18 protein-coding genes are annotated in these 19608 nt (G+C 53.1%); 4 read left to right on the top strand and 14 right to left on the bottom strand.

What is annotated here, in order from left to right; genetic code table 11:
• Positions 1 to 8 precede the first annotated feature (8 nt).
• Positions 9 to 1427: a 3-isopropylmalate dehydratase large subunit gene (gene leuC, locus AADB16_RS10655; RefSeq protein ID WP_410803161.1), complete on the bottom strand. Its 1419-nt coding sequence runs from the start codon at positions 1425 to 1427 to the stop codon at positions 9 to 11.
• Between the two features lie 177 nt (positions 1428 to 1604).
• Here leuC and AADB16_RS10650 point away from each other — a divergent pair, with 177 nt between their 5' ends.
• A complete protein-coding gene (locus tag AADB16_RS10650) occupies positions 1605 to 2483 on the top strand; it encodes a LysR family transcriptional regulator (protein WP_410803159.1) in 879 nt (292 codons plus the stop codon).
• Between the two features lie 234 nt (positions 2484 to 2717).
• On the opposite strand, the gene aroC is transcribed toward AADB16_RS10650, so the two are convergent.
• From aroC to AADB16_RS10605, 9 genes are all read right to left on the bottom strand, one after another.
• Positions 2718 to 3812, bottom strand: coding sequence for a chorismate synthase (aroC, locus tag AADB16_RS10645; protein ID WP_410803157.1), 1095 nt, complete (start codon positions 3810 to 3812; stop codon positions 2718 to 2720).
• Between the two features lie 37 nt (positions 3813 to 3849).
• Positions 3850 to 4752 (bottom strand): 50S ribosomal protein L3 N(5)-glutamine methyltransferase, encoded by a 903-nt coding sequence (gene prmB / locus AADB16_RS10640; protein WP_410803155.1) that lies wholly within the window; start codon positions 4750 to 4752, stop codon positions 3850 to 3852.
• A gap of 92 nt (positions 4753 to 4844) precedes the next feature.
• Positions 4845 to 5996: a patatin-like phospholipase family protein gene (locus AADB16_RS10635; RefSeq protein ID WP_410803153.1), complete on the bottom strand. Its 1152-nt coding sequence runs from the start codon at positions 5994 to 5996 to the stop codon at positions 4845 to 4847.
• Positions 5997 to 6014: 18 nt separating this feature from the next.
• Positions 6015 to 6917, bottom strand: a complete 903-nt coding sequence (locus AADB16_RS10630) for a DUF4892 domain-containing protein (protein WP_410803151.1) — start codon at positions 6915 to 6917, stop codon at positions 6015 to 6017.
• Between the two features lie 4 nt (positions 6918 to 6921).
• Complete coding sequence (locus AADB16_RS10625) at positions 6922 to 7842, bottom strand: alpha/beta fold hydrolase (protein WP_309043397.1); 921 nt, start codon at positions 7840 to 7842, stop codon at positions 6922 to 6924.
• Between the two features lie 14 nt (positions 7843 to 7856).
• A complete protein-coding gene (locus tag AADB16_RS10620) occupies positions 7857 to 8207 on the bottom strand; it encodes a PilZ domain-containing protein (protein ID WP_200200787.1) in 351 nt (116 codons plus the stop codon).
• A 91-nt stretch (positions 8208 to 8298) separates the two neighbouring features.
• On the bottom strand, positions 8299 to 9330 hold the full coding sequence (gene holB, locus AADB16_RS10615) for a DNA polymerase III subunit delta' (RefSeq protein WP_410803148.1): 1032 nt from the start codon (positions 9328 to 9330) through the stop codon (positions 8299 to 8301).
• Complete coding sequence (locus AADB16_RS10610; protein ID WP_410803146.1) at positions 9323 to 11452, bottom strand: transglutaminaseTgpA domain-containing protein; 2130 nt, start codon at positions 11450 to 11452, stop codon at positions 9323 to 9325. Before AADB16_RS10610 ends, holB begins: the two co-directional genes overlap by 8 nt.
• Entirely contained in the window at positions 11449 to 12480 is a 1032-nt protein-coding gene (locus tag AADB16_RS10605; protein WP_410803144.1) for a DUF58 domain-containing protein, read from the bottom strand. Before AADB16_RS10605 ends, AADB16_RS10610 begins: the two co-directional genes overlap by 4 nt.
• Positions 12481 to 12805: 325 nt before the next feature.
• Between AADB16_RS10605 and AADB16_RS10600 the strand changes: the two genes are divergently transcribed.
• A complete protein-coding gene (locus tag AADB16_RS10600) occupies positions 12806 to 13399 on the top strand; it encodes a hypothetical protein (protein WP_410803640.1) in 594 nt (197 codons plus the stop codon).
• 163 nt (positions 13400 to 13562) lie between these two features.
• Here the strand turns inward: AADB16_RS10600 and AADB16_RS10595 are convergent, their stop codons facing one another.
• Together AADB16_RS10595 and AADB16_RS10590 are read right to left on the bottom strand one after the other, a co-directional pair.
• Complete coding sequence (locus AADB16_RS10595; protein WP_410803142.1) at positions 13563 to 14426, bottom strand: DUF6160 family protein; 864 nt, start codon at positions 14424 to 14426, stop codon at positions 13563 to 13565.
• Between the two features lie 175 nt (positions 14427 to 14601).
• Positions 14602 to 15195, bottom strand: a complete 594-nt coding sequence (locus AADB16_RS10590) for a hypothetical protein (protein WP_410803140.1) — start codon at positions 15193 to 15195, stop codon at positions 14602 to 14604.
• Positions 15196 to 15402: 207 nt separating this feature from the next.
• Here AADB16_RS10590 and pabB point away from each other — a divergent pair, with 207 nt between their 5' ends.
• A complete protein-coding gene (gene pabB / locus AADB16_RS10585; protein WP_410803638.1) occupies positions 15403 to 16785 on the top strand; it encodes an aminodeoxychorismate synthase component I in 1383 nt (460 codons plus the stop codon).
• Between the two features lie 54 nt (positions 16786 to 16839).
• Here the strand turns inward: pabB and thrH are convergent, their stop codons facing one another.
• Positions 16840 to 17454: a bifunctional phosphoserine phosphatase/homoserine phosphotransferase ThrH gene (gene thrH / locus AADB16_RS10580; protein ID WP_200369501.1), complete on the bottom strand. Its 615-nt coding sequence runs from the start codon at positions 17452 to 17454 to the stop codon at positions 16840 to 16842.
• Positions 17455 to 17696: 242 nt separating this feature from the next.
• Here thrH and AADB16_RS10575 point away from each other — a divergent pair, with 242 nt between their 5' ends.
• Positions 17697 to 18419, top strand: coding sequence for a phosphoadenylyl-sulfate reductase (locus tag AADB16_RS10575; protein WP_410803138.1), 723 nt, complete (start codon positions 17697 to 17699; stop codon positions 18417 to 18419).
• A 29-nt stretch (positions 18420 to 18448) separates the two neighbouring features.
• On the opposite strand, the gene cysB is transcribed toward AADB16_RS10575, so the two are convergent.
• Entirely contained in the window at positions 18449 to 19426 is a 978-nt protein-coding gene (gene cysB / locus AADB16_RS10570) for an HTH-type transcriptional regulator CysB (protein WP_410803136.1), read from the bottom strand.
• Between the last annotated feature and the right edge of the window lie 182 nt (positions 19427 to 19608).

Here is a 19608-nt window from a genome sequence, read left to right as displayed (position 1 = left end):
CCTGTGGCTCAGTTCAGCAGTTCGCGAACATCAACAAAATGACCGGCTATTGCAGCAGCCGCTGCCATCGCCGGGCTCACCAAATGGGTACGCCCACCAAAGCCCTGTCGGCCTTCAAAGTTACGGTTAGACGTAGACGCACAGTGCTCACCCTGCCCCAGTTTGTCGGCGTTCATAGCCAGACACATGGAACAACCCGGGTCGCGCCACTCAAGCCCGGCTTCCAGGAATATGCGATCCAAACCCTCTTCTTCTGCTTGAGCTTTTACCAAACCAGAACCAGGAACAACCATGGCCTGCTTAAGGCTTGCTGAAACCTTACGGCCTTTAACGACTGCCGCCGCCTCACGCAAGTCTTCAATTCGGCTGTTGGTGCAAGAACCGATAAATACTCTGTCGAGTTTGATATCGGTAATCGCCTGATTTGCTTCCAGCCCCATATACTTCAAAGCACGCTCAATGCCTTCGCGCTTGATAGGATCTTCTTCTTTGGCGGGGTCTGGCACATTGCCCGTAACATCAGCCACCATCTCCGGGGAGGTACCCCAGCTAACTTGCGGCATAATCTCAGAACCATCCAACTCAACAATCTTATCGAACTTCGCATCCAGATCGCTGTGCAGGGTACGCCAGTATTTTACGGCTGCATCCCAGGCTTCGCCGGTTGGTGCAAAAGGCCGACCTTTTACGTAGTCGATCGTCGTGCCATCAACGGCAACCATCCCAACGCGAGCACCGGCTTCAATAGCCATATTGCAGACGGTCATACGGCCTTCCATGCTCATATTCTGAATCGCTTCACCGCCAAACTCGATGGCGTGACCCGTTCCGCCAGCAGTACCAATCTTGCCAATGATAGCCAGCACAACATCCTTGGCAGTTACACCCTTGCCAAGTGTGCCGTTGACCTTCACCAGCATGTTCTTCATTTTCTGCTGCACCAGGCACTGGGTTGCCAGTACATGCTCAACCTCGGAGGTACCAACTCCGTGAGCAAGGCAACCGAATGCACCATGGGTAGAGGTATGGGAGTCACCGCATACTATGGTCATACCAGGTAAGGTTGCGCCCTGCTCAGGCCCGATAACGTGAACAATACCCTGGCGCTGATCCATGATCTTGAATTCAAGAATCCCGAACTCATCGCAGTTCTTGCCCAGAGTTTCTACCTGGATACGGGAAACCGGATCAACAATCCCTTCAATGCCCTTGGCACGATCAGTAGTAGGAACGTTGTGATCTGGCGTTGCCAGGTTAGCGTCGATACGCCAAGGCTTGCGATTAGCCAGGCGCAGCCCCTCAAAAGCCTGAGGCGATGTCACCTCGTGCAGCAATTGACGATCAATGTAAATCAGCGCAGAACCGTCTTCACGCTGCTTGACCACATGGTCGTCCCACAATTTGTCGTATAAGGTCTTGCCCGCCATGATTTTCTCTCACTCTCAGGAGGTACAGTTATTAATGCTGCCCCATATAAGGCATTTGCGATATTGATACCATCATACCGCCCACGCTCAGATAACCGCAATTCATGTTTGGCATTCATCGCATTCCAAATGGCTATATAGTAGCCTTTCAAGGAAAGCACATAAGGAATACCAAACATGGACTCAAACGCGCTAAAAGCTTTCCTTACCATTGTTGACCAAGGCTCTTTCTCTGAGGCTGCCGAGCGACTCCACCTGAGCCAGCCTGCAATCAGCAAGCGACTTGCCGCTTTGGAAAACCAACTAGGCACATCCCTGATCGATCGCAGTCATCGTCAAATCCGTCTGACTGATTCAGGAAGCCGGCTTTTACCCCATGCCCGCAAGATTCTCGATGAAATTCACAATGCACGCATTGCGTTGTCACCGGAGTCGGGTTTGCTTGAAGGTGAACTACAGATTATCGCCAGCCATCACATAGGCCTTCACCACCTACCGAAATGGTTAAGGCGATTCAAACGCGAATATCCTCAGATAACCATAAACCTGCAATTTATGGAATCCGATGCAGCCTACGAACAAATGCGTAAACGAAATGCTGACCTGGCCTTCGTCACTCTGAGCGACAGCATGCTCCCAAACTTCAAGGTATATGCGCAGTGGGGCGACCCAATGGCCTTTGTGGCTGGCGTCGACCACCCCCTTTCCAAAGTGGCTCAACCAAAGCTCGCCGACCTGGCAAAACACCCAGCACTATTACCGGACACAGCCACATCAACCTACCGCACTGTCAGCCGGCTATTTTTGGAGAAAAACCTCCCTTTGCAGCCACAAATGCCCACGAACTATCTTGAAACCCTGAAGATGATGACCAGCGTTGGCCTGGGATGGAGCGTACTACCACTACGAATGGTCGACGAAAGCCTTAAAGTACTCAACGTTAAACAACCTGTTAGCCGGGTACTTGGCGGCATAGGCTTAACTGATCGACAACCCGGTAACGCAGCCAAGGCACTGCTGGAGATAGTTCTGCAAGAAGAGGATCACCCGGAATGAGGCTCAGGCGGCGCGTGAAGCCCTCCCACAGTGATAACAATGGCAATTGCCATGGCAAAAGCCCGCCCAAGAGGGCAAAAAACCAGAAGTAGATATTGGAAAGGCGCCAGTAGATACCGTTCTCCCCACATACCAATTTATCTAAGCGGAAAGCACTGCAGGCCGGCGCTTAATGTCTGATAGCTTGGGCCGAGCCTGCCCGAGCGTCCGCACTTTAACCAAAAGCCGGAAAGGTCAGAGCTGCCCAATAACCGGAGTTTTAACAGCAACATCCCCATTCTGACCACGATGGCGCAAGTAATGATCCATCAACACAATCGCCATCATCGCCTCCGCAATCGGCGTAGCTCGAATACCCACACAAGGATCGTGACGCCCGGTGGTAATAACCTCCACCGGATTGCCATGCACATCAATACTACGCCCCGGCAAACGCAAACTCGATGTGGGCTTCAGCGCAATGCTGGCCAGAATCGGCTGCCCCGAAGAAATGCCCCCAAGTACACCGCCAGCCTCATTGGACAAAAAGCCCTCAGGTGTCATCTCATCCCGGTGCTCAGTACCCTTTTGAGCGATACACCCAAAGCCTGCACCTATCTCCACACCCTTCACCGCATTAATACTCATCAGCGCGTGGGCCAAATCTGCATCCAAACGATCAAAAACCGGCTCGCCCAAACCGGGAGGCACACCCTCTGCTACAACGTTAATGCGCGCGCCAATGGAATCCCCTTCCTTACGGAGCGCATCCATATAGGCCTCCATCTCCGGAACCTTATCGACATCAGGACAGAAAAACGGGTTTTGATGCACCTGATCCCAATCAAGCTTCTCCGCACGCACTGGCCCAAGCTCCGACAAGTATCCGCGAATACGGATACCCAGGCGCTCCTGCAAAAACTTCCGGGCCACAGCACCCGCGGCAACACGCATCGCCGTTTCGCGGGCTGAAGATCGGCCACCACCACGATAGTCCCGAATGCCGTATTTATGGGCATAGGTGTAATCAGCGTGTGCCGGGCGGAACTGTTCAGAAATTTTTGAATAGTCCTTGGAGCGCTGATCTGTGTTCTCAATAATCAGACCAATGGGCGTACCCGTGGTTTTACCCTCAAACACACCAGACAGAATACGAACCTCATCAGCCTCACGGCGCTGGGTTGTATGTCGGGACGTGCCCGGCTTGCGCCGATCCAGATCCGCCTGCATATCCGCTTCCGACAATTCCAGCCCGGGAGGGCAACCATCGATAATACAGCCTAATGCAGCCCCGTGGCTTTCACCAAAGGTGGTAACGGTAAAGATTTTTCCGAACGTATTTCCTGACATAATTCAATATCTTATTAGGGTATTTGAATAATTTGGTTTAACCTTTACTCTGCCATTGGCGGAGGTCTTGCTCTGTAATGGCAAACACGCCATCGCCGCCATTACTGAATTCCAGCCAAGTGAACGGGAGCTCGGGGTAGGCCTCATCCAGCGCCACCCAGCTATTCCCTACCTCGACGATCAGCAATCCGCCGGGCGTAAGATGCTCTGCTGCTCCGGCAATAATACGGTGCGCAATATCCAGCCCATCATCACCGGCAGCAAGCCCCAATACGGGCTCATGGTGAAACTCGTCGGGCATGTCACCCATATCTTCCGCATCAACATAGGGCGGGTTGCTCACAATAATATCGTACCGCCCGCTTATATTCGCGAACACATCTGACTGCACAGTACGCACTCGGTCTTGCAGCTCATGGAATTCTATATTCGATTCGGCAACCGCTAAAGCGTCTGGCGATATATCGGATAAATCCACGGTGGCTTCTTCGAATACCGTTGCCGCACCAATACCAATACAACCGCTTCCGGTGCAAAGATCAAGAATCCGCTCAACCGGCTTGGCTCCCAGCCATGGCTGGAATCCGTTCTCAATCAACTCTCCAATAGGAGAGCGCGGCACCAACACACGCTCATCTACATGGAATGGCATCCCCATAAACCAGGCTTCGCCCAAAAGGTAAGCAAGGGGAACCCGCTCATCAATGCGGCGCCGAATACGTTCAAGCACGAGCTGCCGCTCATCTCGGGTTAACCGCGCATCCATAAACAGGGTGTTGTTTTCCAGCGGCAAGTAAAGGCTGCGCATTACCAGATGCACGGCTTCATCCCATACGTTGTCTGTGCCATGGCCGAAAAAAACCGGCGCAGCTGCAAACTGCGATGAGGCGTAGCGAAGGTAATCGCGAACGGTGTGAAGGTCTTCAATCGGGCTGGTCACAAACGCAGTTTCCTGTCGGGTCAGATTCAGCGCGGATTATACGCTGTTTCAGTGCTCTACTGCAGCCGTCGTATTGCCATGATGTCATTGGCTCAAACTGACAATGGCCCAGAGCTGCTCCGGTTCTCTTCAAAACGATCCAAAGCTGCAGCCATGCACTCGCGCCCCAAGTGAATCAGCTCAGGGGCTTTGTGGAAGTCGTAGGTCCGGCAGGCATTTTTGGGAACATTCACCAACAAATCAGGCGGATAGCCCGCAAGCTTGTACTGTACCAACGCACTTTGCATGGTTTCGATAGTCAGGTTCATCACATCAAACTTGCCGATACCCAACTTATCCCAGTTGATCGTTTCGTGCTCTTCCTGCTGCTTCCTCTCGTTCTTCTTGCTACGCTCTTTTTCCACTTGTTTGTGGATTTTTTCTTCCGGGCTCTCATGCTCGTTCGCACTGGCTTTCCCACCACCAAGGGATCTCAGGGAATCCCAGTCAAGCCAACGGGAGGCTTTGTCGCGGAAAGTATCCACCATGGCATCAGGGCCATCACCTCCAATGCCCCCCTGATATCCGCTAAAGGCAGCGTCGGGAATACGGTGGTGGCGGTCATTTTCACCACTGAGATTCACCGCCACAACCAGATCCGCGTGAGCGGAAATAGTCGGCATAATGGGTAGTGGGTTCAGCAAAGCGCCATCGACCAGCACACGGCCGTCAAGAACAAGGGGCGTAACAACGCTTGGAATAGCAACGGAAGCCCGGATTGCCCTGTCCAGCGGGCCCTCCTGAAACCAGATTTCCTTGTGTGCCAGCAAATCAGTGGCGACAGCGGTGTAGTGCAGCGGCAGATTTTCGATACGGGTATCGCCCAGCATTTCCCGAACGATTGAAAAAATCTTTTCACCCCGAATCGCGCCAACAGCATTGAAGGTCAAGTCGAGCAGCTTGAGCACATCAAACTGGCCCAGTCCGGTCACCCAGTCTTTATAGTCCTGCATCTTGCCTGCAGCGTACATTCCGCCAACCAGGGCCCCCATGGAACAACCGGAAATAGCTACAATGTTGTAGCCGCGCTCCGCCAGAATTTCGATGGCACCAATATGGGCATAACCACGGGCGCCACCACTGCCCAGCGTGAGGGCAACCGTTTGGCGTTTGCGTTCCGGAGCTTTGTTTTCGTCACTCGCGTTTGAGTCAGTGGTCGATATGCCTGAGCTATCGGGAACCTTGGTTACAGGGTTATCCGGCACGTTACTACCTCATTCCAATTAGCGAGCTATAACCATTACTTCAACCCGATCACCCTGGCGAGCCGGATCAGTTACAACTACAGATGGCCCAACAATAACCAACTCCTGCTGTTGCCTCGAAACGCCTGTTTTAGCGAGCACTTCAGAAAGCGATTCGACAGCCCTGCGGGCACGTTCCATGGAAGCACTGAACGATTCACTCTCACCGAGCTCGGAGTATCCCACGAGTACCACTTTTGCACCTTCAGTTCGGGCAAGTTCACTGACCTTACGACGATCCGTAGCCTGCCAGTTAAAGCGGTATGTAACACCACCCTGCCAAGGCACAATCACAGGCCCCTCAACCCGGCTTGTAACCGAACCAAGGCCAGGAACAACCGCGCCAGCGGCAACTTTCAGGTGCTCCACCCAAACATACTCCCTGAGGTTGCCCCGGGTAACGGCGTAAACAGAGGTCAGCCACCGGGAGCCATCCTCGGCGACCACACCTGCAACCAGGTAATCCTGGGTGCCGTCACGGCCATAAAGTACAGACTGATTGAATATCTGGTTTGCCCACACATTACTTCGGCCGCAGCGAATGCCGGAACACTCGAATAAAATTTGCGCGCCACGCTCGTTAAGCTGCCCAAGGTAATGTTCCAGAGCCTCTCGACGATTGGCATCCCGGGAAATCTGATAAAGACGTCCCTCCCCGGAAACTGGCAACCGGGCCATGGTTTCAGAGCGAATCTCGTTGTTAACCTCGCGCACAGGACTAAACAACACAAGGTGGCCAGTTGAGTCGATCCGGGTGGTCACCTCCAGCACTGATTGGGTAAATGGCTGCGGTGCTTCGCCAGGCAAGGCCGCAGCGGTAAAACCGGAGCCTGCTGATAGCAACGCTGAAACCAAAAAGCTAAGTACAAGATTCTTTGACAAGGTATCACTCGTTCTCAAGAAAATGTCTGACAGCATCGGCAACCGGACGGGTATCTCCATCAAGGTGACAATGATGTCCTCCAGGCACATCAACCATTTTCAGATCCGATATCGCTTCCGCACGACTATCAAGCCCTTTTCGCGTGGTCAGCAGTCCTTCCTTGGCCCTCACAAACAGAGTAGGCGCTTTAACGGCCTTCAAAGAAGCCACTACCTGCTCCTCGGTCATCATCAATGGCGAAGGGTGCCGCAAACGAGCATCGGTTCGCCAACCGTATCCTTCTTCCTCAGGCTTCACGTTACGGGAGATCAAAGCCAGTGCTGCTTCATGGCTCAAGGGGCTAAACCCACCTTCACGAACTTTAGCTGCAGCGGCAATATCAGCATAGATCGCTGGGCGGCCAGATCCGGCGATCCGCTTTTTAATGGATTTTCGTAGCTGTGGAATGGTTTCGGCTGCCGGATGGCTCAGTGCGCCAAGGCTGTCGATCATGACCAGCTTTCGCACCCTGTCAGGAAACGCAGCTGCATAGAGCGCACCCACAATACCGCCTAATGAGTGGCCAACAATGTCGAGCTGATCCAAGCCACTGAAATGCGTTTCTATCAACTCGGCAAGGTCTGCCACGTAATCCATCAATTGGTAGCTTTGCCCTGGGGGGCGGTGCCCGGAATGACCGTGGCCCGCCATATCCACCGCGTACAACGCCGACTGCTGCGCCAACTCTGGTGCTAGCCGGGAAAAAGTCAGGCTGTTATCCAGCCATCCATGGAGCAATATAATGGGTGGGTTAGCGGGCTCAGCAGACTGTGGAGATTTGCACCAGTTCAGGCCCGCAAGCGTGATGTGCTGCAGTGGCCACACCATCTCGCGCACAACAGGCTCGCTGCCTTGAGCGTTCGGCGTTAAGGCAAGGTCATTCATCTGTGTAAAGCCCCTCACATTGTATGTGTTGGGCGATCAGAGCTCAGAGAACCGGCAAGATAGGATTCAATCTTGGTTTTGGCACTTTCATCATCACCGTTAAACTGAACGCCAATACCGGCCGCTCGATTACCCTGCGCGCCTTTTGGCGTAATCCAGATAACCTTACCGGCAACCGGCAACTTCTCTGGCTCATCCATCAGGTTCAGCAACAAGAACACTTCGTCGCCAAGCTGATATTGCTTTTGCGTAGGTATAAACAGACCGCCCTGGCGAATGTATGGCATATAGGCGGCGTATAAAACCGCTTTATCCTTGATCGTCAGGGTAAGAATGCCGCTGCGTGCGCCGAATCCGGGCCCCATATCTGACACCTTCTGAAATTGATTATTTTAAGATTAAATAAAAACTCTTTATATTGCCCGATGATAGCAGGAGTTCTAACGAAAAGCGTAATCAGGTCGCTCGGCGCCTTGTGGGCATAAGTTCGCGCCAGGCGATCAGCAGCCGGCTGGCCTCAAGCTCGGGGCTTACATTGTAGACCCCCGCCGTGCGAGCCTCTCGAACCATGTCCAGCAGCTCATGGGCGCGCCAGGCCGGGTTATTGCTGGCCAGGAACCAGAGCATTTCTCCGGCTTCGTGGTCGCTGGCTTTACCCCCGGCACACAGTCGGGCCAAATCGGCGGCCCAGCCTTCAAATAACCACAGCATATCTTCCAGCCCAAGCGCCTTGAACGCTTTGGCGGCTTCCGCCACTGCTACCTGGCCTCTCATGAACTGACGGAACTTATCGAATGCGTCATCCCGTAGCCCGGGAAACTCACCTGTTGCATATTCCAACGCCAACCGGGGTGCGTTACCCGCCAGCATCAGCGACTTGGCCAGAAGCTCCGCAGATGGTTTTTTGTCGCCTTCTAAATGCGTCACTTTGGTGGCAAGCCACTGATCAGCCTGCTCCGTCGACGGCAGTGGAATAGACAACACCTGGCACCGGGAGCGAATAGTAGGTAATACAGGCCGGCCGCTTTCCTGCAAAAGTATAAGCACGAAGTCTGGCACCGGCTCTTCAAGGGTTTTCAGTAACGCATTGGCAGAATTTATGTTGAGCTGATCGGCTCGATCAATCACCGCAATCTTGCGACCAGCCACTTGCGGTGACGACACGGCGAACGCCGATAGCGACCTTATCTGTTCAATTCGTATCATCCGGGATTTTTCCGGCGAAAACACCCGTACATCCGGGTGACTGGATGCCGAAAGAAGTTGGCACTGACGGCACTCACCACAGGCAACCGGCGCATCGCCCTCCTTGAGCGAAGGCGCGGAACATAGTAACAAGCCGGAAACCGCATCGGCCCAAGCTCGCTTGCCTACACCACACTCACCAGTAACCAACAACGCATGGGGAAGCCGGCCCTCAGACAGAAGTCGTTGAATCATCTGCCAGGGTTTCTCCAGCCACGGCATTTCTAGAGCAATATCAGTCACTGTGTTTTCCTGAATGGGCATTGGAGCTTGGTATTTTCGGCTGAGCTTTGCCGGCCCTGCGAAGCTGCCGCTTCATAGTACTCAGCAATCGGCGCAAACGCCTCAGCTCATCATCTTGGTGCTGGCCGTTATCGCCGTTGCCAGAACCAGGAGCCGATGCAGCACTATAGTAATGGCTGTTCACCATCCGGGCAAAAAGACGTGCCGATTCGGCTACCGCAGGTTCAGCCGCCGCCAGCCTTGAAGCCAGAGTGGCCGGGGTTTCGCCACTTCTTACCGGCACCCCTGCACGCCCGCACAGCTGATACCAACCATCCAGCAATCGAGTATAGCGGTCCTTGCTGCGCCCTCTGCGTATTTGCAAGGCCGATATCAGGCCTGCTATCAAGAGGCCTACGCCGACAATACCGGCGGTGAGGTAGCCTAACTCTTTCATACCGAACCCACCGGGCAAACGGGACATGAGGTTCAATTGGCTTTGGCCCTGATAACCCACCACCCAGCGCTGCCATTGATAATTCACTCGATCAAGCTGTTGGCTCATCCATCTTATTACAGCCACATTCCCATACCGCTGTGCAGATGCCCAGTTGTTTTCAAGGAAGGACCCTTCGTCGGCCACCGCTTCCCGCAAGCCAGATTCGATTCTGCTTGGTGAGATAGCAGCCGTGGGATCAAGGCGAATCCAACCCTCACCTTCAACCCAGGCTTCAACCCATGCGTGGGCATCGTATTGGCGCACAACCAGGTACTCATTACCCGCCCCGCTTTCGCCACCCTGATACCCGACCACAACCCTTGCCGGAATTCCGGCCGAGCGCAGCACAAATGTGGTGGCTCCCGCGTAATGGGCGCAGAACCCGCGCATTTCATCAAAAAGCAGACTGTCTATTCCGTCGCTCGGCATTCTGGGTGGGCGCAAGGTATAGAAGTAGGGCTGCTCCCGAAACCGGTTCAACAGCGTGCGGATAACACCCATATCATCCGTGGATTGCCTCAGCTTAGCTGCCAATTCACGGGCTCTCGGGTTTCCCGATGCGGGCAACTGCAAATAGCGACGCGCGTCGCCGGGTTTTAGAGTTTCGCTAACCTGCTCTGTGGAATCGTTCAACGCCAATCTGTAACGAACTGCGCTATCTGCAGGCCGGCGGAAGCGAAACAGATCATCGGCCTCTTTAACTACGTTGTCTGAAACTGCTACGGAATTTTCGAGGGCAAACGCCCAGCGCTTATCGGTTGGCTCCATCAACACATCGTATTGCCCGGGCTCCAGCGCTCCAATCCCGCCGTCAACATCAACCCGCCCCGGTCGACTGAAAGGCTCGTAGCCACTCTGGCGCCAAGTGCCATTATCGAGGGTATCGAGGATCAATCCACGCCAATATCTGTCTCGGTGTGCGGGAATGGGACCACCAAAGGTCACCCGGAACGCCCGCGCACTGCTTTGCGCAAGGTTTGAAATATCTCCCGGTCGCATTGTGTCGCTGATTCCACTACGGGCTTGACCAGACACCAATGGCACACTCCAAAGCGGCTCCATGCGCGGGAAGAACACAAACAACAACACAACAACTGGCAGCACTTTCAGTAACATGCTTGCCAGCCTGCGCCACCCCGCTTTTGTTCCTCCAGGTAAATCCGGCGCATTAAGCACCTGCAACCCAATCAACAGTAAGGCGATGGAACCGATGTTCACCAGCGCCCAATGAATTTCCTGATGAAACAGGAAGTTCACTGTGGCCAGATACACCAGAATATAAAACAGCACGTAGAAATCACGGACGCTCCGGGTTTCCAGCCATTTCAAACCAACTGTCAGCACAAAGAACGATGCCGCCGTATCCACGGTGAAGCTTCCTTGGACTCGCACCAGGTAAACCGCAATTAGCGCTAACATAATCCCGGTTCGCAACCAGCGCCCAGGTAAACGCACACGGCCCTGCTGGGCGAGCCATCGCCAGCCTGCAAGCGCGACGCACACAAGGATTAGCCACAGGGGCAGGCGATCAATCTGAGGCGTTAGCAATAACGCAAAACTTGCCATCAACCAGAGCAGCGCCCGGGATGGCAGGCTGTCGCTCTGCTTTTCAGGCTCCGGCGCCGACCGGCTCCAAAAACTCATGTTCTGGCCCCCGCTATCGCTTTCCCACCCGAATCTGTATTGCTGCGTGTTCCGTGGGTCGCTCCGAGCATATCCCGTGGTTTTTCTTCACCCCAAACCGCCAGCGCCCGAAGACAACGGGTTGCATGGGCTTGGCCAGAATCTGGCTCTATAACCTGCCCCGGCAGGTTCAAACCAAAGCGTGCCCCACTCTTGCTGCGCTCAATCACGTGCCAGGACAAGTAACTGAGCCGTAATTCGTGGTCAGTGCCGGAAAACGCATTAAAATCCAACCAATGGGGGCTGCCCTTATCGGCCTCCCAATCAGCCACCACCATCTGGCCGCTACGAGCAAATCGTTTCCACATTACGCGCTGGCTCATATCCCCATCGCGCCAGGGCCTTAATTCCGCATGATCATTACCCTCGGGTGAACGGGTGCTTGACGTTTGGTCGCCATCATCTGCCGCGCTGGCAACATCGGGAGCGGCTATCGGCCTGGGAAACACAACACCCGCTGAAACTGGCCTCATCCACGACCAGGCCTTGAGTAAACCAAAGGGGAAACGGGTTTCAATTCGAATACTGTCCGGCCGTAAATAACCCCGGAAGGCAGACCCCACCGGCAGGGCGACATCAGCAGACTGCCCCGATGGCACATGGCCAAGACGTACCTGAGTGTCGTCTTGAGAAAGCGTAATGGCTATGGCGTCGTCTTTACCAGCGGTGGCCCGTAATCGAAAGATAATGTCATCCCCTGCAAATCCCTCCCCCGCTTGAACCAATGTAAGCTCCAGACCAGAAAGATTTCGGTGGGTTTGGTGCATGGCACCCACAAACACGGTCCCGAGGAGAAAACTAACCAGATAAATCAGGCTATTCTGATAGTTAATGGCGGTAAGCAGCATAATCAGTAATAGCACGCCGAATACCACGCCAGCCGCCGTGGGTAAGATGAAAAGATTTTTCTGGGTGAATCGCTGCACGTCGGAGCGCGGAATTCGACGGTTGATCCAGCGCTGCCAGCGGCTACGGATTAGTCTGCTCATTATGTCCCTGAAGCGAGAAGATTGAATAGAAGTTCAGCACACCGAACATTCATTGCCATGTTACCCCGCAACGCAGCGGTTTTATAACTCTACGACCAATCAAGGATTCTGATCACAAACTAACACCCATACTCTTGAAATGAAGCGGGACAACCCGAATACTGCTAAATAGTGAGATGCGTACTGATTGCTGTAACCTCAGAGACGCCTCGTACCTGAGTTTATCGCAGCAAGAGGCCAGTTTATGAAACACCAAAACCTGCCAGGCGGGCACAAGCTCCGCGTGGCCAGCTCGATTAATCGCACCACCCCTATCGCAGCGGCCATGGCCGCGACACTCGCAGCAGCTGCGATACCGTCGTTTGCGGGGGTTCAGACCATGACTTCCGATGAAATGGTCGACACCTACGTTAAAGATTCTGCGGTTATTGTTGTACCCAGAGAAGGCCGTAAATCGGAAGCCGATCGCCAGCGTATTATCCGCTCTCTCACCATTTCCCCGGGTGAGCCAGTTGTTACCGAAGCGGAAGAAGAAGCCTACCGCGAAGGCCTGCAACGTCTTACCGACGAAAACCAATCCGATGCACTGGTTAGCGCTGAAGAGGAATTCCTTCGCCGGGCGCTGCTGCTTCCCCAGGAGGAACTGGCCAGGGCCCAGCCGCCGGCAGACTTCACGCCAAACCTTCCACCTTTAATCTTCGGCCAGCAGATGCAGATTCCGGATGAACCCTTCACCCAATCGTTTCTTAACGATCAGTTGGGCATAGGTTTTGATGGGCAGAACCTGAACTTCTCCATCGGCAACCCGCCGGGGATTGATCAGATTCATCTTCCACAAGGGATAAATGAAGGGCCGATTCAGCTAACGCCAAGGCCAGGTGGTGGGTTTGATCTTTCTATCAGGGTGCCTGATCAGTAAGTAGCAGCACCCTTCCCGACACAGGCGTGAACTAAACGGTAGCTTGTATTTGCAAGCTGCCGTTTTTTTATTGCTTTTCGTACGCACTGCGCTTTTATTTTTCCAAAAACAAAAAACGCCCCGAAGAACGGGGCGCTTTAACACTACTGGTGTTCAGGTCAGATTAGTGACCGTATACCGCCAGCTTGGTGTTGGTTACTGCTACGTTGTCAAGTGCAACGGAACCGATAGAAGCTCCACCGATTTCGATGCTGGCAACCGACACATCCATGAAGATGTTGTTAACATCAATCCGGAGTACGTCTGTTGCGGTGGAGGCGCCCAGGCCGGCACCTTTGTAAACGTCCAAGTTAGCATTAGCAAATGTTGTGAAAACCGCCTGCTGCTGAGGAGTCATTGTTGCTACGTCATAACCATTAGCTGTATACATAGCCATGGCATCAGCATCAGCGCCCGCACCAGTGATCTTCAGACCACGAACGCCTATGCCCAAGAAATCAACATCGAAGTTCATGTTCTGAACGTCGAATGCTGCTACCAGGTTCAGGTGATCAGTTGCAGTATCAACACGGATGTCGAGTTGAGCCAACATACCGAAGCCACTCAGATTCGAAATCAGAGTTGTGCTGTCTGTTCCAGTGTTTCCAGCCAGCAACTGCATAGAGCCGACTTTCAAACCCCAGTCGATCGGGTTGCCATCAAGTGTACCAACGTGAATAACCGCATCGCCGTCGTCAGCAATGTCGATGTCAACTTTGAGCTGATCCAACAGATCGCCGAAGCCAGCGCCAGCACCGATTGCATCAACACCAGCACCACCAAGAACGATATCGTTCACTGCGAAGGAACCTTCGTCGGTGTACTTGAACTGGCCAATAGACACTTTGGTTTCCAGCTCAATGGTGACACCGGCCTGACCGGTTACGTCGCCCATTGCGGTGTCGTTCATAGCTTGCAGTTCTGCGTTAGCTGCGAAAGGGGCAGCAGCCATAGCAGTGATCAGAGCAATTCTTTTCAGGCCTTTCATATTGTTCTCCTTATAAACTCATTTTGTTTTTCTTGCTGAGTTTTTACTTTTGGGTGTGGAGATCGTTAATCCACAATTCCATTTAAGATTGTTTTACAGTCCTAGTCCGTGACCGCATTCACACTTCGTTAACACTGCACTTACATGCCGTAACGAATGACGACTGGCTCTCACATCAATTCGCGGTGTTCGCTTCGGGCTTGCTGTCATGAAAAATCTGAAAAGGCTTCTCAGTAGTAACCGGCTCCCCGTAGGTCACCTGGCCATTTTCCGACTGATATGGAACAACTTTGTTACCTGAAATGCCCAAGCGGTGCTCAAACTCAATCACCAAGGCTTCATCATCGCTACCCTCTCGAATTTTCCCAGTGTAGAGAATGACCGACCCATGAATCTTCCCGTGACGCGCCACAGATTTAAGGGCCGCACGATACATAAGAATACGAATCTGAGCCGGCGCCTCCTTTGCCTGGTCATCTATATTGATTCGCTTGACGGTAACGCCATCCTCAAGAAGCATCCAGGCCGACGGCATATTGGGCTCTGAGTCGGCCAAAGTCTCCGTATACTCATCGGTCGCCTGCTCAGTCAAATGAAGTATTTGCTGCTGGCCAAGAACGGCGTATTTTGACAGCTCCAGTTTTATGGCCATTTCCTGCTCTGGCGTTAGTTCAGTGGGGGGCGCTTCCTCGGCGCTTGCGGCAGGAACAGCAAAAAATACAGTTAGTAGAAGAACGGTTTGCAGCGACTTTCCAAGATAAGACGTCATTATTGATCCTGTTTTATTGGCGGTAGCTTCTACGCTAAGACTTGCAACTCGGCTAGAATGCGTCGTTCCAGTTCCGAGCAGGCAGTCTTCGTTTTTTTTGTATTTTCATTAGACCAGCCGCCTTCTAGGTCCGACAATGCAAATTTTGTGGCCTGAGTATCATTATTCCAATTAACCGGAGTTAATTTGCTACTTCCTGTTTCCTCAATGTTAAGGCGCGAAGACTACCAACAACTACTCGAGCGAGCCGCCACCCAGTCAGACTTTGCCTACCTGGGAAGTATTGGGGCTGGTAACGGCCGCGGTTCGTTTAGTGGGTTTACGGCCTGTGCGATTGCCACAAAGATCATTGAGCCGGATACTGATTTGGTACTCGACACAAACACCCTCGCCACAGAAATGGAAAGCCTGGTTCATCGCTACCAAAGCTCGGCGCAAGAGCCGCAAACCTACCTGACAGGTGGCTGGGTGGGTTTCCTGAGTTACGAATTCGGCTACATGAAAGAACCCCGCCTTGTTCCACTGTGCCCTGCAACTTCAACTCCCCTGCTCTTTGCAGGCTTTTATCTTTGGGCTGCAAGCCACAACCGAACCACCGATACGTATCACCTTTGGGTTCACCCCGAATGCCCAGAGTGGGTGCGCAGCAACCTTCACCGGTGGCAGCACACTACACCTGTGCCCAGCGAAACCGTGACTGGGGAGACGGCAGGCTGGAAAATGATTTCGCCGTTCAAGTCGCGCCAACCAGCCGAAGAATTCGTTAACGGTGTCGGCGTGATCAAGGACTACATAAATGCTGGCGACTGTTATCAGGTGAATCTTTCCCAGGAGTTTCAGGGTTGCTATCAAGGAGCGCCCTGGGCGGCATTTCAGGCGCTGGCCGAAGCCAACCCAACACCTTACAGCGCTTTTCTGAAAACCGATTATGCCTCGGTTCTGTCGATCTCACCGGAACGCTTCCTGGAAATTCGCGGCCGCACCGTGAAAACCAGCCCGATTAAAGGCACTCGGCCAAGAGGTACAACACCATCCGACGATATGGCTTATGCGGCAGAGCTGGAAGCATCCGAGAAGGACCGTGCCGAGAACCTGATGATTGTCGACTTACTAAGGAACGACTTAAGTGTGCACGCTGCGGCCGGGTCCGTATCCGTGGACAGCTTATTTGCCCTTGAGTCCTACCGGAACGTGCATCACTTGGTCAGCCACATTCGCGCCGAGTTGGCGGAGGGCGTTTCACCCATGCAGGTGCTGTTCGATGCGTTCCCAGGCGGCTCTATAACCGGCGCACCTAAAATTCGAGCCATGGAGATTATCAGGGAGCTTGAGCCCCATTGGCGCGGGCCCTATTGCGGATCCGTGTTTTATCGGGGCCTGGACGACACACTGGATAGTAATATTGCTATTCGCACTATGCTATGTGAGAAAGAAAAGGCTACGGGGCAAGCACAGGAGCAAGGAAGTATCCGCTGTTGGGGCGGTGGCGGGATCGTTGCGGATTCAGACCCGGAAAGCGAATACCAGGAAACCCTCACCAAAGTAAAACCACTGATGGATTTCCTGGAGAATCTTACCCAGAGCGAGTAGCACCGCACTGGGCTGAAGGCCCTTTACAAAAGGCTCCTCAAAAACACCTTACGATCAAACGCTGTGAACAGCGCTCGCCTTCAGGAATTCTTTCTTCAAATCTTCAAATTCATGTACCGCCGGATACTGCGGGAACTCATCAATCACGTTTTTAGGTGCGTGGAACAGAATGCCTGCTTCCGCCTGCCCCAGCATGGTGGTGTCGTTGTAGGAATCACCCGCTGCAATAACGCGATAGTTCAATAGCTGGAAGGCACGCACCGACTGGCGTTTGGGGTCTCTCTGGCGCAGCAGATAGTTGGTGATCTGGCCGTTCTCGGCAACTTCCAACTTGTGGCACAGCAGCGCTGGGTAGCCCAGCTTTTTCATCAGCGGCATAGCGAATTCATAAAAGGTGTCTGAAAGAATCACCACCTGAAAGCGCTCGCGCAGCCAGTCCAGAAACTCACGGGCGCCTGGCAGCGGGTCCAGGGTGCCGATCACTTCCTGAATGGCAGGCAGGCCGTATCCGTGCTCATCCAGAATACGAAGACGCTGCTTCATCAGAACATCGTAATCCGGAATGTCACGGGTGGTGGCCTTGAGCTCTTCAATACCGGTTTTTTCTGCAAATGCGATCCAGATTTCCGGGATCAATACGCCTTCAAGGTCAAGACATGCCAGTTCCACAGTGATCTCCTGATTCAATGGTTCAAGTGTTAAGTCTGAATGAGAGCATGGCCTGCCCCCTGATTATGACGCGGTATCATAAGAAATATCCGGGCAAAAAGCATCGTGCATCCCGATAAAACACCAAGTCATCCAGGATTCACTCGCCCACTTGGCTATAACCATATAGATTGTCATTCCTTCATGGAATTAGTCATTTAATGCTAACCTGCACGAAACCCGCATCAAGGTATTCGTATTTTATGAGCAATATCCACGAGCTACAGAGCGAACTGGCCGGTGAAAGCCCAAGCGGAATTCTGAAGGCGGCCTTCAAGCGCTATGACAACATCGCTATTTCTTTTAGTGGCGCCGAAGACGTGGTGCTTATCGAAATGGCCCACAAGCTGACGGACAACCTGAAAGTGTTTACATTGGATACAGGCCGTCTTCACCCGGAAACCTACGAGTTCATGGATCGGGTTCGCAAGCATTACGGCATAGCCATTGAAGTGTTGTTTCCAGATACCAATGAAGTGCAGAGTCTGGTCAACCAAAAGGGTTTATTCAGCTTTTTTGAGGACGGCCACAGCGAGTGCTGCGGGATTCGGAAAGTAAACCCGCTAAAGCGCAAACTCGCAAGCGTTGATGCCTGGATTACCGGCCAACGTAAAGATCAAAGCCCGGGAACCCGAAATGAAGTGCCTGTTGTTCAAGAAGATGCAACCTTCTCTGGCCCCGGCAAGGCACTGGTAAAGTTTAATCCCCTGGCGAACTGGACATCCAAAGAGGTGTGGGACTACATCCGTATATCGGAAGCCCCCTACAACGCGCTGCACGAAAAGGGGTTTGTCAGTATTGGCTGCCAGCCCTGCACCCGCCCTGTATTGCCAGGACAGCACGAGCGGGAAGGCCGCTGGTGGTGGGAAGAAGCCACACAAAAAGAGTGTGGCCTACATGCAGGAAACCTGATTGCCCGCCAGTAAAGACTGGCGGGCGACTGCCGACCAAGCGCCTAGAGAACTGGCAGTTTTATGTCTTTGAACAAGGCTTCTATTTCACTGCGACTACTCTGTCGAGCAACCGCTGCATCAACCACATCTTTTGTCAGGTGTGGTGCGAAGCGCTGAATAAACTCATACATGTAGCCTCGCAAGAAGGTGCCCTTACGGAAGCCTATTCGGGTAACACTCGCACTAAATAGCTTTTTGGCATCCAATGCGACCAGATCCGGGTCCATTTTCGGATCGAACGCCATGCTCGCGATAATCCCAACCCCAAGTCCCAGGCGTACATAGGTTTTGATAACGTCGGCATCGGCTGCGGTGAATACCACCTTCGGCGTTAAGCCTTTCGATTTAAATGCCTCATCCAATTTCGAACGCCCCGTAAAACCAAACACGTAAGTGACCAGCGGATGCTCTGCCAGTGCTTCCAAAGTCAGCTCAGGCAATTTGGCCAGCGGGTGGTCTTTGGGCACAATCACCGTGCGGTTCCAACGGTAACAAGGCATCATTATCAGGTCGTTGAACAACTCCATAGCTTCAGTCGCTATGGCGAAATCGACCGCACCCGTTGCGGCCATTTCAGAAATTTGCATGGGTGTGCCCTGGTGCATATGCAGGGACACATTCGGGTAGGTCTCTATAAAGCCACTGATCACTGGCGGCAGAGCATATCGCGCCTGGGTGTGAGTAGTGGCGATGCTCAGCTCACCTTTGCGCTGATTACTGAACTCCTGAGCGATCTTTTTTATTCCCTCCGCTCGACGTAAAATCTCACCAGCCTCACGAACGATAATTTCGCCCCCCGGGGTAATACGGGTGAGATGTTTGCCACTGCGGGCAAAGATCTCCAACCCCAGTTCATCTTCAAGAAGGCGAATTTGCTTGGAAATACCCGGCTGAGATGTAAATAGACTCTGGGCGGTTGCCGACACGTTGAGATCATGGTGCGCAACTTCCCAAATATAGCGCAGCTGTTGTAACTTCATTGGCCTTGTCGCTCCCTGAGTTATTAGCCTGAGGCGGACTGCAAGTGGGTGTACACGGAAAAACAGTAACTAAGAATACGCATAACAGATCCGTTTTTCATTCTTTTTTAGTATAGATGAGCACTTTGATTCAGTTTAGACCAAAATTGCGCCTGCGCAGCCTGTAACGCAGGTGTTTGTTT

This window comes from Marinobacter sp. KMM 10035 (assembly GCF_046537445.1).
Taxonomy (GTDB): Bacteria; Pseudomonadota; Gammaproteobacteria; order Pseudomonadales; family Oleiphilaceae; genus Marinobacter; species Marinobacter sediminicola.
Note: the sequence above shows the minus strand (reverse complement) of the source record. Positions and strands in the feature narration are given on the sequence as shown.